This is a genomic window from Pseudomonas sp. B21_DOA (assembly GCA_030544685.1).
Classification (GTDB): domain Bacteria; phylum Pseudomonadota; class Gammaproteobacteria; order Pseudomonadales; family Pseudomonadaceae; genus Aquipseudomonas; species Aquipseudomonas fluorescens_AO.
On sequence record CP086683.1, the window covers coordinates 3,045,294 to 3,061,788 of the forward strand.

The 16,495-nt window shown below is 61.8% G+C and carries 5 protein-coding genes and 5 pseudogenes; 7 read left to right on the forward strand and 3 right to left on the reverse strand.

Annotated features, from left to right (window positions below):
* The first annotated feature begins 24 nt into the window (after positions 1-24).
* Positions 25-1,647, forward strand: a pseudogene (locus tag LJU32_13850) (PvdJ/PvdD/PvdP-like protein).
* A gap of 99 nt (positions 1,648-1,746) precedes the next feature.
* Here the strand turns inward: LJU32_13850 and LJU32_13855 are convergent.
* The 3 genes and pseudogenes from LJU32_13855 to LJU32_13865 all read right to left on the reverse strand — a co-directional run bounded on the left by LJU32_13855 (position 1,747) and on the right by LJU32_13865 (position 6,277).
* Positions 1,747-3,134 (reverse strand): annotated as a pseudogene (locus tag LJU32_13855) (efflux transporter outer membrane subunit).
* 7 nt (positions 3,135-3,141) lie between these two features.
* Entirely contained in the window at positions 3,142-5,112 is a 1,971-nt protein-coding gene (locus tag LJU32_13860) for a MacB family efflux pump subunit (GenBank protein WKV86961.1), read from the reverse strand.
* 192 nt (positions 5,113-5,304) lie between these two features.
* A pseudogene (locus tag LJU32_13865) lies at positions 5,305-6,277 on the reverse strand (efflux RND transporter periplasmic adaptor subunit).
* 282 nt (positions 6,278-6,559) lie between these two features.
* Between LJU32_13865 and LJU32_13870 the strand changes: the two are divergent.
* From LJU32_13870 to LJU32_13895, 6 genes and pseudogenes are all read left to right on the forward strand, one after another.
* Positions 6,560-7,038: pseudogene (locus tag LJU32_13870) on the forward strand (sigma-70 family RNA polymerase sigma factor).
* Between the two features lie 133 nt (positions 7,039-7,171).
* Positions 7,172-8,509, forward strand: coding sequence for a SidA/IucD/PvdA family monooxygenase (locus tag LJU32_13875; GenBank protein WKV86962.1), 1,338 nt, complete (start codon positions 7,172-7,174; stop codon positions 8,507-8,509).
* Positions 8,510-9,067: 558 nt separating this feature from the next.
* Positions 9,068-11,766 (forward strand): annotated as a pseudogene (gene mgtA, locus LJU32_13880) (magnesium-translocating P-type ATPase).
* A gap of 228 nt (positions 11,767-11,994) precedes the next feature.
* Positions 11,995-12,429 carry a chemotaxis protein CheY gene (locus tag LJU32_13885; GenBank protein WKV86963.1) on the forward strand — a complete coding sequence of 145 codons (435 nt, stop codon included), beginning with the start codon at positions 11,995-11,997 and terminating at the stop codon, positions 12,427-12,429.
* A 124-nt stretch (positions 12,430-12,553) separates the two neighbouring features.
* Positions 12,554-13,186 carry a response regulator transcription factor gene (locus LJU32_13890; protein ID WKV86964.1) on the forward strand — a complete coding sequence of 211 codons (633 nt, stop codon included), beginning with the start codon at positions 12,554-12,556 and terminating at the stop codon, positions 13,184-13,186.
* A 10-nt stretch (positions 13,187-13,196) separates the two neighbouring features.
* Positions 13,197-16,406 carry a transporter substrate-binding domain-containing protein gene (locus LJU32_13895; protein ID WKV86965.1) on the forward strand — a complete coding sequence of 1,070 codons (3,210 nt, stop codon included), beginning with the start codon at positions 13,197-13,199 and terminating at the stop codon, positions 16,404-16,406.
* Positions 16,407-16,495 lie beyond the last annotated feature (89 nt).

Here is a 16,495-nt window from a genome sequence, read left to right on the forward strand (position 1 = left end):
TTCATGGCTGACACAGGTAGGGCAATGACGATCTCTCGACGCTGGTTCATGGCGGGCATGGCACTCACGGGCGCCGCGCTGCCTGCCGCTTTTTATGCACATCGTGAACTGACTCGCGAGGAGTTTCCGATCACCCCGGGCGAGGCCACGGTCGATCTGGCGGACACCGCCGGGCAACAGCTGGCGGACAATTTGCGTGGGGTCTGGGACATTCGCTTTACCGGTGCGGCGGCAGGGCTTGATGGTCTGCCGGCGCAAGGCCTGGAGCTGTTTCTAGACATTGCCCATCGTGGGCGCGGCTTGCGTGGTTATCTCGACACCGGCGCGAATCTGCGTGCCGAAGGGCCTGTGCGTTATCAAGTCATTGGCGATCTGGCACCGGGCAACGGCGCCGAGATGTATTGGCGCCTGCTGCGCACCGATGCGCCACTTGCGCCGCCGGTGTATGAATTCAAAGTCAAACTGGATGAAGTCTGGGCGGCGTTCGGCAATGCCGGCAGCGCCACGTTCACCGGGCAAGTGCTGCGTCTGGACCGGCCGTTGGCGTTTCCCGGGCAGGACAATCAGTTCATCGCTATCAAGCGGCGTTTTCCCGAGGCCCGTGAACGCACCGGGCTTAATCCGCAACTGTTGGCCTGGCTGGTGGCGCCCGAGCATCGGTTGTTCCACCAACTCTGGCACGCCACCCGCGACAAGTGGCACAAGCTCTCGGAGAAAAACGCGAAGCGCTGCGCGGCATCGGCTGGCAGCCCGGGCCGCGTGACAAGGAGCGCGACGCCCGTGGGCCAAGCAAGGATCGCAATGGCTCGGGCGTGGATTTTTCTTTATGCATCGGCACATGCTAGGCATCGCCCGTTCGATGCAGGATTTGCCTTCCTGGCCGGCGTTCCCGCAGCCGCAGCCTGAGCTGGAACGTGACCGCCAGGGCTTCGCCCGCTATTTCGACAATCACGACGGCAATTCGCTGCCGCCGACCTGGCTGGCCGAGGGCGATGACGAGTACACCAAATGGGTCAGCGACATCAAAGCGGCGGAGACCTTCCAGAGCAATTTCCTGGTTTGGGAATCCCAGTACCGTGACCCGCGATACTTATCGAAATTGACCCTTGGCCAGTTCGGTTCGGAAGTCGAACTGGGCCTGCACGACTGGCTGCACATGCGCTGGGCCTCGGTGGCGCGTGATCCGTCCAACGACATTCCGGTGCCGATGGCGCGCGATCAGGCGGACTTCGCCGCGCGCTGGTATGCGCCGGAAAACGACTTCCTCGGCGACCCTTTTTCCTCCCATGTGAACCCGGTGTTCTGGCGCTTTCATGGCTGGATCGATGATCGCCTGGAAGACTGGTTCCGCGCCCATGAACGTTTTCATCCGGGCGAAGTGAGCCGTCTGGAAGTCAACGGCGTGCCATGGTTTGCACCGGGGCGTTGGGTGGAAGTCGCCGACCCTGGCTCGGCCCCGACACCCACGGCTGCAGCACCGTGCCCGGCCTGCAAGTCGGCCGCTCAGTGGAGTTGGACCCGGAGACCATGAAGCTGGCGCTGCGTATCACTTTTGGCGACGAAGACAACATGACCGAACTGTTCCGCAAAGTGCCACAGCGCCCCTGGTATGCGCGGCACCTGAAGGTCAAGGGCCGACAGCTCTAGATTGGTTCAACACACACATATTCAGAATAGTTCGCAATCCCCTTGTGGGAGCGAGCCTGCTCGCGAAGGCGTCAGTTCAGTCGACGCGTTGCCCTCAGATCACCTCCCAACCACCCCCAACGCTTTGTACAAGGCAATGCTCGCCTGCAATCGCGACAGGCGCAGTTGTACGTTGAGGTCTTGCGCCGCATACAGCGTGCGCTGGGTTTGCAGGACGGTGAGCAGGTCTTCGGCGCCGGCCTGGTAGCGGCTCTGGGCGATGTCGAAGGCGGTTTGTGCCTGGTTCAGTTCTTCGCTTTGCCATTGCCGTTGTTCATCGAGGCCACGAATGCTGCTGAGGGCTTTTTCGACGTCGGCGAAGCCGTTGATGATTGCCCCGCGATAGGTCTCCAGCAATTCGTCCTGCCGCGCCTTGGCCTTGTCGCGTTCGGCGCTGAGGCGGCCGTTGTTGAAGATCGGCGCGGTCAGCCCCGAGGACAGGTTGTAGAACGTCGTGCGCAGCAAATCGGCGGCCAGATCAGCGCCGCTGCCGAGGCTGGCGGTCAGGGTGATTTTCGGCAGCATCGCGGCACGGGCGACGGTGACATCAGCCTGCGCCGCCGCCAGTCTGGCCTCGGCGCTGGCAATGTCCGGACGCCGACTGAGCAAGTCGCTCGGCACGCCGCTGGCGATGTCCGGCCAGTGCAATTGGGCGAAGGATTGCGTGGGCAACGGTAACGTTTGCACTGGTTGGCCGAGCAGAGCGGCGAGGCTGATCAGTGCTTCGCGGGCCTGTTGTTGCACCAGCGGCAGACGACGCTGTTGTTCGGCCACCAGGCTTTTCTGCTGGGCCAGTTCCAGCGCGGTGGCGCTGCCGGCGTCGAAACGGGTCTGCACCAGCTGCAGCACATTCTGCGCATTTTTCAGATTGAGTTCGGCAATGCGCGCCTGCTCACGCAAGGCCAGGGCCTGGGTGTAACTGTTGGCGACGCCGCTGAGCAAGGTCAGTTCAACAGTGGCGCGGTCGAACTCGCTGGCCTGCACGCCGAACACGGCACTGTCGCGGGCGGCACGCTTACCGCCCCAGAAATCGACTTCGTAGCTGGCGCTGAGCTCGGCATCGTAATAGTCCAGCGAGCGATTCTCGGGGCTGACATCCAATTGGCTGTAGCCCTTGCCGTGGATCAGTTTCTGCCGGTTGGCATTCAGCCCGGCCTTGAGTTCGGGCAGCAGCGGGGCGCCGGCGATGGTTGCGCTGGCCTCGGCCTGTCTGACCCGCGCCACGGCGGCGGCGAGGTCGTAGCTGCCCAGCCGCGCCTGTTCCACCAGCCGCTCCAGCTCGGGGCTGCCGAATTGCGTCCACCATTGCCGATTGCTCTGCAGCGCGCCGGGGTGTCGGCGGACTGCCACGCGCTCGGTGGCTGCACACCGCTGTCCAGGCGCGGCGCCGGGCTGCTGCAGGCCGCCAGCAACAGGCTGGCGGCAAGGAACGTCAGTCGCACTTTCATAGGTCGATCATTCACTGGTAAGGGCCGTGACCGGGTCAAGCCGGGCAGCTTTGCGGGCCGGCATGAAGCCGAAAATGACGCCGGTGACCAGCGCACAGGCAAACGCACCGATCACCGCCAGCCCTTGAAAGGCGATCGCCACGCCGCTGAGCAACAACACGCCGCCGACCAGCAGCGCCAGGCCGATTCCGGCAATTCCGCCGACCACCGAGAGCATCAGCGCTTCAGTGAGAAACTGCCGCAGGATGTCGCGCTGACGGGCGCCGGTGGCCATGCGAATACCGATCTCGCGGGTACGTTCGCGTACGGTCATGAGCATGATGTTCATCACGCCGATACCGCCGACCAGCAGGGAAATCGCCGCAATCGCCCCCAGCATCAGCGACAGCGTGCCTTGCGTGCGCGCTTCGGCCTGGATCATCGCGGCATTGTTGGTCAGCTCGAAATCCTTCTTGCCGTGGTGCCGACGCAACATCGCTTGTTCGATGGCCTGTTCGGCGTCCTTGACCTTGCGCGCGTCCTTCGCGGCAATCACCACGTATTGCGGATTGCGGCTGCCGAACAGGCGCGTGCTCGCCGCCGAATACGGCACGGCGATGCGGTTGTCGCTATCGGAGTCGCCGGAGCTGGCGCCTTTTTCCGCAAGCACGCCGAGGATCTGGAACGGCACGTTCTCGATGAGGATGTATTGACCGATGGGGTCGGCGACATCCTTGAGCAATTTGTCGCGGACCTTGGTGCCGATCACCGCGACGGCGGCGGCGCTGTCCTCGTCGGCCTGGGTGAAGTAACTGCCCTGGATCACCGGCCAGTTGAAAATCTGCGGAAAGTTGGTGTCATTGCCACCGACGTAACTGCTGTGGTCGGCATTGCCAAAGCGCACCCCGGCGGTCGAGCCGTTGACCGGCATGATCCGTTCCACCTGGGGCAGGGTGGACAGTTCGGCGACGTCGTCGAGGGTGATGATGCCCTCCGGTGTACGCGGGTTCGGCGCCGAACCGCTGAGGTAAATGATGTTGGAGCCGAACGCACCCATTTGCGCCATGACCTGCCGCTTGCTGCCTTCGCCAACGGCCAGCATCACCACCACCGAGGCCACGCCAATGACGATGCCCAGCAGCGTCAGCGCCGTGCGAAAGCGGTTGATCCACATCACCCGCCACGCCGCTTGTACAGCGTCGAGCAGTTCACCTTTCCAGGCGCCGGTCTGGCTGCTGCCGTTGCTCAGGCGCTGGCGCAGGTCGACCGCTTGCAACGCGCCGGGATTGGCCACAGGCGGCGCGCAGGCGTGCTCGGCGCTGTCACTGATGATCAGGCCGTCACGGATTTCGATGATGCGTTTGGCCCGTTGCGCCACTTCGCGGTCGTGGGTGATGAGGATCACCACATGGCCTTGATCGGCGAGTTCGTCGAGCAGGGTCATGACCTCGGCGCCGCTGTGGCTGTCGAGGGCGCCAGTCGGCTCGTCGGCGAGGATGATATGGCCGCCGTTCATCAGCGCACGGGCGATCGACACTCGCTGTTGCTGGCCGCCGGAAAGCTGATGCGGGCGATTGCCGGTGCGAGTGCCGAGGCCAAGACGTTCCAGCAGCGCGTGAGCTCGGGCATGCCGCTCGGCGGCCGGGGTGCCGGCATAGATCGCTGGCATCTCGACGTTTTCCTGGGCCGAGCCGGACGGGATCAGGTGATAGCCCTGGAAGACAAACCCGAAGGCTTCGCGGCGCAGCCAGGCCAGTTCATCACTGTCCAGATGAGCGACGTTTTCCCCGGCGAAGCGGTATTCGCCGCTGGTCGGTCGGTCGAGGCAGCCGAGGATGTTCATCAGCGTCGATTTGCCCGAACCGGAGGCGCCTACAATCGCAACGAACTCGCCGGCGTGGATCGACAGATCGATCCCGCGCAGCACTTCCACCAGCGGGCTGTCATCACCGCCATAGGCTTTGCGGATCTGCCGCAGGTCGATCAGGGGCGTGTGCATTCAGCCTCCATGACCAGTGGCCGGCGCGCTGAGAACATGCTCGCCCTCGGCCAGACCTTCCAGCACCTGGGTGCGCAGGCGATCGCTGATGCCGGTGCGCACTTCCCGCGCCTGAATATCACCGTTGGCAGCGACGATCTGCGCTCGCTGCCACTGCGGACGCGAGCCCGGTTGCAGGGCAGCAGTCGGCACGGTCAGGGTGTCTTGCGCCTGTTCGGCGACGAAGAACACCTGGGCGGTCATGTCGGTCATCAGGCTGTGATCGGCGTTGTTGACGTCGAGCAGCACGGTGTACAGCACCACCTCGTTCGCTGCCGCTGCGGCCGCTGGTAGGACTGCCGCCCTGATTCTGTTCAAGCGGACGTGGTGGCACCGGCAGGATCTGCCGCACGGTGCTGCTCCAGCGCCGAGTGCCGCCGCTGAGGGTGGTGAAGTAGGCGGTCATGCCCGGTTTGACGTGGCCAATGTCGGCCTCTGAAACCTCGGCCCACACCGTCATCGGCGACAGCCGGGCGATGCGCAGGATCAGCGGGGTCTGTTGTTGCGCGTTGAGGGTCTGGCCTTCGCGCGCACCGACGGCGACCACGGTGCCGCTCATCGGCGCATAGATGCGCGTGTAACCGAGTTCCGCCTCGTCGCTGCGCAGGCTGGCCTGGGCCTGACGGATCTGCGCCTGGAACATGTCGATGCGCGCCTGGGTTGCGCGAACCTCGGCGCGGGCGGTCTGCACGTCTTCTTCGCGGGTGGCGCCACCGGCGGCGAGTTTCTGCTGGCGCTGGTATTTCTGCTGCGCCAGATCGTGCTGGGCACGTTGCTCCTGCAGCTGCGCCTTGAGGTTCTCGATGGAAAAGCGCCCGGCATCGAGCTTGGCTTTCTGTGTCGACGGGTCGATTTCCAGCAGCAACTGGCCTTCCTTGACCGTATCGCCGGCCTCGACGTGAATCTTCTGAATCTGCCCCGAAGCCTGTGCGCCGACATCCACATAGCGGCGCGGCTGCAAGGTGCCGAGCGCTGTCACGCTGTTTTCGATATCGCCGCGGCTGACCTGCACAGTGGCAACGGCGTCGCGACCGGGTGGCAAGACTTGCCAGGCAGCGACGGCGATCACGGGAATCAGACAGAGGGCGGCAAACAGCGCGCGACGGGCGGGGCGGGGACGATTCATGCAGGGTTCCGGCCAGTGGTTGCGGCCCGTCGCAAGGCACGACAGACACAGGGGCTGTCCTGTAAACGAGGCATGGGCGACGGAATTTAGCCGCAGACACATCGAGTTACCGCAGCCGGGCCACGACTATTTGTCCGGGATATGGAATCAACTCTTTAAATCTATATGAGAATTACTATAAATTACGCACCTCAAGTTGCCACTATCTTGCTACTGCGTGATCCGCAGGTCTGATCAGTGCGCTCAAGGACAGAAACGGCATCGATGCGGTCGGGAGTCATGTTGGAAAACTACTATCGTGAGCTGGTGTGTTTCCTCAACGCCAGACTGGGCAACCGTCAGGTCGCCGAGGATGTGGTGCATGACGCCTATGTACGCGTGCTGGAACGCTCCAGCGAGGTACCGATCGAACAACCCCGGGCCTTCCTTTATCGCACCGCGTTAAACCTGGTTATCGACGATCACCGCCGCAACGCGCTGCGCCAGGTCGAATCGCTGGACGTGCTCGACAATGAAGAGCGCTATTTCACCCCGTCCCCCACGGCACCCTCGATCACGGACAGCGCCTGGAAATGCTTCAGCGCGCACTGGCCGAGCTGCCGCCGCTGTGCCGCGACAGTTTTCTGCTGCGCAAGATCGAAGGAATGTCCCATCCGGAAATCGCCCAGACCCTCGGCATCTCCCGGGCGCTGGTGGAAAAACACATCGTCAACGCCATGAAGCATTGCCGCTTGCGCATCCAGCAATGGGACGGCCAGTGAGCCGCGCCGGTTAAATTTCCTTTCATCGTCCTCGTTCCTACTCAACAGACGACCTGCTGACCTGATTCAGGCCGGTCAGGCCACCCAGGCTTTATTTCCCCGCGTTGAGGGGTTCATCCAGAGGACACTGGAAATGACACAGGCAATTGCATCGCCCATCGTTCACGACCTGATCGGCGTCGGTTTCGGCCCTTCGAACCTGGCACTGGCCATCGCTCTGCAGGAACGCGGCCGGATCCAGGGCGAACTGGATGTACTGTTCCTCGACAAGCAGGCCACTTACAGCTGGCACGGCAACACCTTGTCGACGCAGAGCGAGTTGCAGATTTCCTTCCTCAAGGACCTGGTGACCCTGCGCAATCCGACCAGCCCTTACTCGTTCGTCAACTACCTCAAGCACCACGGGCGTCTGGTCGATTTCATCAACCTCGGCACTTTTTATCCATGCCGCATGGAGTACAACGACTACCTGCTCTGGGTGGCCGGGCAGTTCACCGAGCAGAGCCGTTATGGCGAAGAAGTGCAGTTCATCGAACCGGTTTTGCACAACCAGCAGGTCGAGGCATTGCGGGTGATTTCCCGGGGCAGCGACGGCCAGCAATTCGTGCGTACCACACGTTCGGTGGTGGTCAGCGCTGGCGGCACACCGCGCATTCCAGAGGCGTTCAAGGCGCTGAAGGGCGATCATCGGGTGTTCCACCATTCGCAGTATCTGTCGCAAATGGCCAGACAGCCGTGCGTGAACAATCAACCGATGAGCATCGCCATCATCGGAGGCGGGCAGAGCGCGGCGGAAGCCTTTATCGACCTGAATGATTCATTCCCATCGGTGCAGGTCGACATGATCCTGCGTGGTTCGGCGTTGAAACCTGCGGATGACAGCCCGTTCGTCAACGAAGTGTTCTCGCCGGAGTTCACCGATCTGGTGTTCCAGCAGAACAGCGTCGAGCGCGAGCGTCTGGTCAACGAGTACCACAACACCAACTATTCGGTGGTCGACATCGACCTGATCGAACGCATCTACGGCATCTTCTACCGGCAGAAGGTTTCCGGGATTGCCCGCCATGCGTTCCGCACCCTGACCACCGTCGAGAGCGCCACTGCGACGGCAAATGGCATCGAACTGGCGGTGCGCAACAATGCCACCGGCGAAGTCACGGTGCGAATCTATGACGCCGTGGTGCTGGCCACCGGTTACGAGCGCCAGATGCACCGCAAATTGCTCGCGCCGCTGGAGGAATATCTCGGTGAGTTCGAGGTCGATCGCAACTACAAACTGATCACCGACGAGCGCTGCAAGGCCGGCATTTATATGCAGGGCTTCTGCCAGGCCAGCCATGGCCTGAGCGATACGCTGCTGTCGGTGCTGCCGATTCGCGCCGATGAAATCGCTGGCTCGTTGTACGAGCATGGCAAACAGCGCGGGCACAGTCGCTCGGTGGCGGAGCTGTTGTTGGCGACTGCCAGCTGAATCTGCATTGCCTGACATATCGCCTTCGCGAGCAGGCTCGCTCCCACAATGGTTCTGTGAGCGCAGGCCAGAATGTGGGAGCGAGCCTGCTCGCGATGGGGCCATGGAAAGCCCCACAGATCCTGAATCTGAACCCTTCCTGAACACCCCCACATTCCCCGAAAACACCTCTTCCCGCCGTTTCGCTGCGGGCGTAAGCTGCGCGCGTTTTCATCAATTGCGGAGACCCACAGTGGGTACTTGTTCGAGTGACAGTTGTCGGCCGGTCTCGATCACCGGCAGATTCTCGGCAAGATAACGCGCAGCCTTTCCCTGCCGTTGTCTCGCCGTAACAGCGAGCAGCGGCATCCCGTGCACGGCCGGTTTTGGGTCGTGTCTCGACGTCCTTCTCATCGACGCTGAACCAGGTGTGATGGCGACCTCAGTCGTCATCGCAGCCTATCGACAGGCCTGTCATACCCGACCGGCGTGCCACGCCTTGCCGTGCCGGTTTTCCCGGTGCCAGGGCGCGGCGGTACCTGCCCGACGGTTTCCCGGCTGACCACAGGGGACACAGCCATGAAACTCACGCTCAAGGAATTTTTCGCAGGCTTTCTGCGCAGCCGCCACATCGCCCGGCACTTCCGTCGTCTGGCGCTGCTGGATTCGATCAATGACACCACGGTCAGCCGTGAAGTGCCGCCGACGCTGGCCAACACGCTAGTCGCTGCCGCCCATGAAGACAGCGCTGCGTTGCTGTCGTCGTTGGGCACGCACGGCGAAGGGCTTACCGAGGTCGAGGCCGATACTCTGCGCGCGCAACATGGCCTCAACGAAGTCGAACACGAGCAACCGCTGCCGTGGTGGACCCATCTGGGGCACTGCTACAAAAATCCGTTCAACCTGCTGCTGACCTTGCTCGCGGTGATCTCCTGGCTGACCGAAGACCTCAAGGCGGCCGTGGTGATTTTTTCCATGGTGGTGCTGTCGACGCTGCTGCGCTTCTGGCAGGAGAGCAAATCCAATCAGGCCGCTGATGCGCTGAAAGCCATGGTCAGCAACACCGCCACTGTGCTGCGCCGGGATGCGTCACGGCAGGAACTGCCGATCAAGCAACTGGTGCCCGGCGATCTGATCGTGCTCTCGGCCGGCGACATGATTCCCGCCGATTGCCGCGTGCTCAGCGCCAAGGATCTGTTCGTCAGCCAGGCCGCGATGACCGGTGAATCGATGCCGGTGGAGAAGTTCACCCGGCAGACCGATCGCGACACGCGTAACCCGCTGGAGCTGGACAACATTCTGTTCATGGGCACCAACGTCGTCTCCGGCAGCGCCATTGCACTGATTCTCACCACCGGCAACAGCACCTACTTCGGTGCGCTGGCGCAACGGGTCGGCGCGACGGACCGGGCGGTGACCTCGTTCCAGCAGGGGGTCAATAAGGTCAGTTGGCTGCTGATCCGCTTCATGTTCGTCATGGCGCCACTGGTGCTGTTCATCAACGGTTTCACCAAGGGCGACTGGAGCGAAGCGCTACTCTTCGCGCTGTCGATTGCCGTCGGCCTGACCCCGGAAATGCTGCCGATGATCGTCACTTCGACCCTGGCCAAAGGCGCCGTGTTTCTGTCGCGCAAAAAGGTCATCGTCAAACGCCTCGACGCGATCCAGAACTTCGGCGCCATGGACGTGCTGTGCACCGACAAGACCGGCACCCTGACTCAGGACAAGATCTTTCTGGCGCGTAATGTCGACGTCTGGGGTGAGGATTCTGACGCTGTGCTGGAACTGGCCTACCTCAACAGCTACTACCAGACCGGCCTGAAAAACCTGCTGGATGTCGCCGTGCTCGAACACGTGGAAGTCCATCGCGAACTCAAGGTCGGCAGCGTGTTTCGCAAAGTCGATGAGATCCCGTTCGACTTCAATCGCCGGCGCATGTCGGTGGTGGTGGAGAGCCGCGGTCAGCCCCATCAACTGATCTGCAAAGGCGCGGTGGAAGAAGTGCTGGCGGTGTGCAGCCGGGTGCGTCACGGCGAGGTCGATGAAGTCTTGAGCGATGAATTGCTGGCGCGGATTCGCCACGTCACCGGTGCTTTCAACGCCGAAGGTCTGCGCGTGGTGGCGGTCGCGGCTCGCTCAATGCCAGCAGGTCGTGAAATTTACAGTCTGGCCGATGAACAGGAGCTGACGCTGATCGGTTACGTGGCATTCCTCGATCCACCGAAGGAAAGCACCGCGCCAGCGCTCAAGGCCTTGGCCGAGCATGGTGTGGCGGTCAAGGTGCTGACCGGTGACAACGAACTGGTGACGGCGAAAATCTGCCGCGAGGTCGGCCTCGCCCAACAGGGTTTGCTGCTGGGCAATGACATTGAGCGCATGAGCGATGCTGAGCTGGCTATGGCGGTCGAGACGACCAACGTCTTCGCCAGACTCACGCCATCGCACAAAGAGCGCATCGTCGGCATTCTCAAGGGCAACGGCCATGTGGTCGGATTCATGGGCGACGGTATCAACGACGCGCCGGCGCTGCGCAGCGCCGGCATCGGTATTTCCGTGGACAGCGCGGTGGACATCGCCAAGGAAGCGGCGGACATCATTCTTTTGGAAAAAGCCTGATGGTGCTGGAGGAGGGCGTGCTCGAAGGGCGGCGCACCTTCGCCAACATGCTCAAGTACATCAAGATGACTGCCAGCTCCAACTTCGGCAATGTGTTCTCGGTGCTGGTCGCCAGCGCGTTCATCCCGTTCCTGCCGATGCTGCCGATGCACCTGCTGGTGCAGAACCTGCTCTACGATATTTCGCAGATCGCCATTCCGTTCGATAACGTCGACGACGAGATGCTGAAACAGCCGCAGCGCTGGCAGCCGGCTGACGTCGGGCGCTTCATGCTGTTCTTCGGCCCGATCAGTTCGATCTTCGACGTCACGACGTTCGCCTTGATGTGGTACGTGTTCGACGCCAACACCCCGGATCACCAAACGCTGTTCCAGTCCGGCTGGTTCGTGGTCGGGTTGCTGACCCAGACGCTGATCGTGCACATGATCCGCACGCCGAAGATCCCGTTCCTGCAAAGCCGCGCCGCCATGCCGCTGCTGGTGATGACGGCGATTATCATGGCAGTGGGCATCTTCCTGCCGATGGGGCCGCTGGCGCATTACTTCAAATTGCAGGCGCTGCCGTCGCTGTATTTCGTGTTTCTACCGGTGATTCTGCTGGCGTACATGGCGCTGACCCAAGCCGTTAAAGGCTTCTACATCCGCCGGTTCGGCTGGCAATAACCGCCATGGAATGCTTTCCCTGTGGAAGCGAGCCTGCTCGCGAAGGCGCCGTGTCAGTCAATACGTCTCTGACTGGTATAGCCCCTTCGCGAGCAGGCTCGCTCCCGCGGGGATATTGGTGCGTCAGGGCCGCCGGATAAATGACCGGATTTTTAGGAAAAGTCCTACAGAGCTATCCCCGACGCTTGCGTAGTCTTGCCCTCCCCAAACCTCACCGGGAGAATGACCATGAGCAACAAAGCGTTGCGCATCCTGATCGCCGACCCGCAGCATTTTCATCGCATGAAAATCGAGCGCCTGTTCAACGCGCTCGGCTACTACCGCGTCGCCCCGGTGCAGACTCTCGGCGAATTGTTGACCCTGGTCGACTACGGCTGCGAGCCGTTCGATGTGCTCGTGATCAATGCCGAACTGGCGGCAGGCTCTCTCGATCTGCTGGGCTTTCTGCTCGATAACCCACAGGTTCGCCACGCTCTGATCTACAACGAGCAATCAGCACCGTTGCAGGCACTTGCAGGTTTTGCTCAGGAAAGCGCGCAGATCAGCCCGACGCCATTGCCCAATTTACAGCTCATCGGGCAGGTGATGGCGAGAGTCGAAGCTCGCGACGAACGCCAGGCGCCGCCTGACTCTCACGCGTCATTGCGCCATGCCAATGCATAAAAAACACTCTGCACAACTGTCAGACCTGACAGGTGATTCTCTTGCTCATCCATGTAACAGTGCCGGCGCAGCTACCGACTCCGGGACAGACTGTTGCGGTGTCTTCGATTTTGCAGGAGTCCCAATGAAGTCAGCGCTGATCGTCGATGATCACCCAGTCGTGCGCGCGGCCATTCGAATCGTCCTGCAGGCTCAAGGCTTCACGCAGATTCATGAAGCGTCCAATGGCAATGAAGTCGTGCCGTTGATTTGCGCGCATGATCCGCACCTGGTCGTGCTCGATCTCGGCTTGGGATCCATGGACGGGCTGGAAGTGCTGACGCGAATCCAGATCAAGGCGCCGACGGCGCGTTGCCGAATCCTGGTGTTCAGCATGCATGAGCCCACGCATTATCAAGAGCGCTGCCTGCGTGCCGGCGCGCGGGGCTACGTGACCAAGAGCAATCAACTGACTCTGCTGCACGAAGCCATCAAGGCATTGATGTCCGGCCACACCTATTTCTCCGCGTTGCCCAATACCAGCGGTCTGTACAACGCGGTGCAACGCACTGAACAGGAGATGATCGCTCAGCTGTCCGATCGAGAGTTATGCATTTTCGTGAATCTGGCGCTGGGCAAACCGAACAAGGCCATCGCCCAGGAAATGCACCTGAGCCACAAGACCGTCAGCACCTACAAGACTCGCATGATGGCGAAACTTGGTCTGGGTTCGCTGGTGCTCCTGCGTGAGTTCGCCAAGCGCAATCACTTGATCTGAGTACCCCGACATGAGGCAGGGACTGCGGGTTTTATTGCTGTGGCTGGGGCTTGTTGTCTCGGTCGGGGCGAATGACCAGCCGCAGACGCTGGAGGTGCTGGCGCGCCTCGAACCGGGAAGTATCCAGGTCCGCCTCGATGATCGGGAGCGCCAGTGGCTGCGTGAGCATCCAGTCTTGCGCATGGGCATCTCCGGCCCGGATTACCCGCCCTTCGAAATCACCCGCAATCAGCATGAGCTGGAAGGGCTGACGGCGGATTACGCCGACCTGCTGGCGCAACTGCTCGGTATCAGGATCGAAGTGCGGCGTTTCGTCGATCGTCCTGCACTGATGGCCGCACTCAAGCGCGCTGACGTCGAACTCCTGGGCACCTCGAACAGTTTCGAAGCGGCGGATCCGGCCTTTGTTCTGTCGCGGCCGTACGCTGAAGATCAGCCGATGCTGGTGACGCGTCATGACGAGAAACTGCCTGCTGACCTTGCAGGCAAACGCATCGCCATGGTCGAAGATTACCTGCCACTGGCCCATGTTCAGGCGTTCTACCCCGGCGCCCACGTGCAGCTTTACGCTTCGGCCATGGATGCACTCGGCGCGGTCGCCTTCGGTGCCGACGATGTGTACCTGGGCGACTTCATCAGCGCCAATTATCTGATCAACACCAACTATCGCAACGACCTGCAATTGGCCGGGCCGTCGGGGCTTGACGCCAATCCGTTCGCCTTTGCGTTGTTGCGCAGCGATGTGGTGCTCAAACGCATCGTCGACAAGGCCTTGCTGGCCGTGCCCATGGAGCGTCGCCATCTGATCGAACAGCGCTGGAGTGTCGGCCTCGCCGAGATGGCCGAGCAGTCCCGGGTACAGCTCAGCGCCGCCGAGCAGCAGTGGCTCGATCAGCACCCGGTAGTTCGGGTGGGCGCGGTCGAAGACTTCGCGCCGTTGGCGTTTTTCGATGCCGACGGACGCTTCAACGGCCTGGCAGCGCAGTTGCTGAGCCTGATTGCACAGCGCAGCGGGCTGAATTTCGAGGTCGTCCGTGGCACCTCGCTGAACGACCAGTTCGCCCAACTTCAGGCCGGCGCACTCGATGTTCTGCCGGTGGTGACGCCGAGCACCGAGCGGGAAGCGCAGCTGCAATTCACCCGCGCCTATCTGAACAATCCGTTCGTGCTGGTCAGCGCAGCGAACGGCCAACATCCATTGCCACTCGACGACCTGGCCGGCAAACGCCTGGCCATCTATCGCGGCCACCCGTTGCGCGAATACCTGCTGCAACGCGTGCCCGGACTACGTCTGGTCGAAGTCAAAAGCCCAGCCGAAGGCATGGCGCTAATTGACCGAGGACAGGTCGACGTGACGGTAAGCTCGTTGCTGGTGGCGCGTTTTCTGATCGCCCGCCAATACCGCGACCGCCTGCGTATTACCGGCACCGTAGGCGATCAGCCGGCGCGCATCGCTTTGGCCACGGCGCCGCAGTCGGCGCTGCTGCACTCGATCCTGAACAAGGCGTTGCTGAGCATCGCGCCGCAGCAGATGGATGAACTGGTCGAGCGCTGGAGCCACGATGTGGTGGTGGAGGACAGCTATTGGTCGCGCCATCGCCGCGAGATTCTGCTTGGTTTTGCCGGCGCCGCAGGCTTGCTGGTGCTGGCCTTGATCTGGATCGGCTGGCAGCGTCGGCAGATCCATCAGCGCCAGCAATGGTTGTTGCAACTGCAACAGGCCAAGGACGCAGCGGATGAGGCCAATCGGGCCAAAAGCACTTTCCTGGCGACCATGAGCCACGAGATCCGCACACCGATGAACGCCTTGATCGGCATGCTCGAACTGGCCCTCAAGCGCGCAGAGGAGGGCGTGACTGATCGACTGGCAATTCAGGTGGCGTCGAATGCCGGCCAGCAATTATTGGCGTTGATCGGCGACATTCTCGACATCGCTCGTATCGAGTCGGGGCATTTGTCCCTCTCGCCCGAGCGGGCCAATTTACGCGAGACAGTGTTATCGGTGTGTCGGGTTTTCGAAGGGCTGGCGCGGCAGAAACGGCTCTTGTGGCGCATCGAACTTGATCCGCGCGCCGACGTCGATGTGCTGATCGATCCGACGCGCTTCAAACAGGTGCTGTCGAACCTGTTGAGCAATGCGATCAAATTTACCCAGTCAGGTGACGTCAGCCTGCGACTGCAGATCGTTGCGATATCGCACGAGCAAGTGAATGTGCAAGTGCTGATCGAAGACAACGGCATCGGCATCAGCGGCGAAGATCAAAAGCGCCTGTTCAGCCCGTTCGTTCAAGCGAGCAATAGCCTTCAAGCGGCGCGCAGCGGTTCCGGCCTGGGGCTGGTGATCAGTCGTAACCTCTGCGAAATGATGGGCGGCACGCTGGGTCTTGATAGTGATCTCGGGCAAGGCACGCGAGTGGAAATGAATCTGTCCTTGCCGCTGTTGACAGCTGTGACGACCACACTGGCAACGCCCGAGGCGGCAGCCGCTACCTGTGTATTGAGCGTGTTGGTGGTGGACGATCACCCGGTCAACCGCTTGCTGATGTGCTGGCAATTGAGCGAACTGGGGCATCGCACGGTAGACGTGGGCGACGGAGAACAGGGGCTGGACCGCTGGCGAAACCAGGCCTTCGATGTCGTCATCACCGACTGCAACATGCCGCGACGCAATGGCTATGAGCTGGCGCGCACCATTCGCGATGAAGAGGCCTCCAGCGGCCGCAGGCCCTGTCTGATCCTCGGTTTTACGGCCAATGCGCAGGTCGAAGAGCGCCTGCGCTGTCTGGATGCCGGCATGGACGGTTGCCTGTTCAAACCGATTCGCTTGCATGATCTGGCTGAAGCCCTGAAAGGCGCTCATCGTTGCGAGCGCCACGAAGAAGATGAACCGCCAGGTGCCGAGCCCGTCGAGATTGATTTGAGTGCTCTGGAACAGATGGCCGGTCCCGATCAGTCATTGATAGAGCGCTTGCGCGAGGAAGTTGGCAACAGCCTGCGCGATGATCTCCAGGCTCTGGATCAGATCCACGTCGGCGACCGCAACGGCCTGCGTGAGCTGGCCCATCGCATCAGGGGCGGTGCGCAAATGGTTGGGGCTGCGCGGGTTGTTGCGGCGTGCGCAGATCTGGACACGGCGTGCCGAGACGGTGAAAACGCGTTTATCGAGCGTGCCATCGGCAAGTTGCGCGAAGCCATGCACGGCCTCGCACGGTGCCTCTGAACCAATGCAGACTCCTGTGGGAGCGAGCCTGCTCGAGAAATGCGCGCCGCTGCTCAATTGTTCTGCATATGGAACACTCAAGCCGATTT

What these genes read in the sequence shown, in the direction of transcription:
- LJU32_13885 (WKV86963.1), top strand. Translation starts at nt 11,995, where the DNA reads ATGAGCAACAAAGCGTTGCGCATCCTGATCGCCGACCCGCAGCATTTT.
- LJU32_13890 (WKV86964.1), top strand. Translation starts at nt 12,554, where the DNA reads ATGAAGTCAGCGCTGATCGTCGATGATCACCCAGTCGTGCGCGCGGCC.
- LJU32_13860 (WKV86961.1), bottom strand. Translation starts at nt 5,112, where the DNA reads ATGCACACGCCCCTGATCGACCTGCGGCAGATCCGCAAAGCCTATGGC.
- LJU32_13875 (WKV86962.1), top strand. Translation starts at nt 7,172, where the DNA reads ATGACACAGGCAATTGCATCGCCCATCGTTCACGACCTGATCGGCGTC.
- LJU32_13895 (WKV86965.1), top strand. Translation starts at nt 13,197, where the DNA reads ATGAGGCAGGGACTGCGGGTTTTATTGCTGTGGCTGGGGCTTGTTGTC.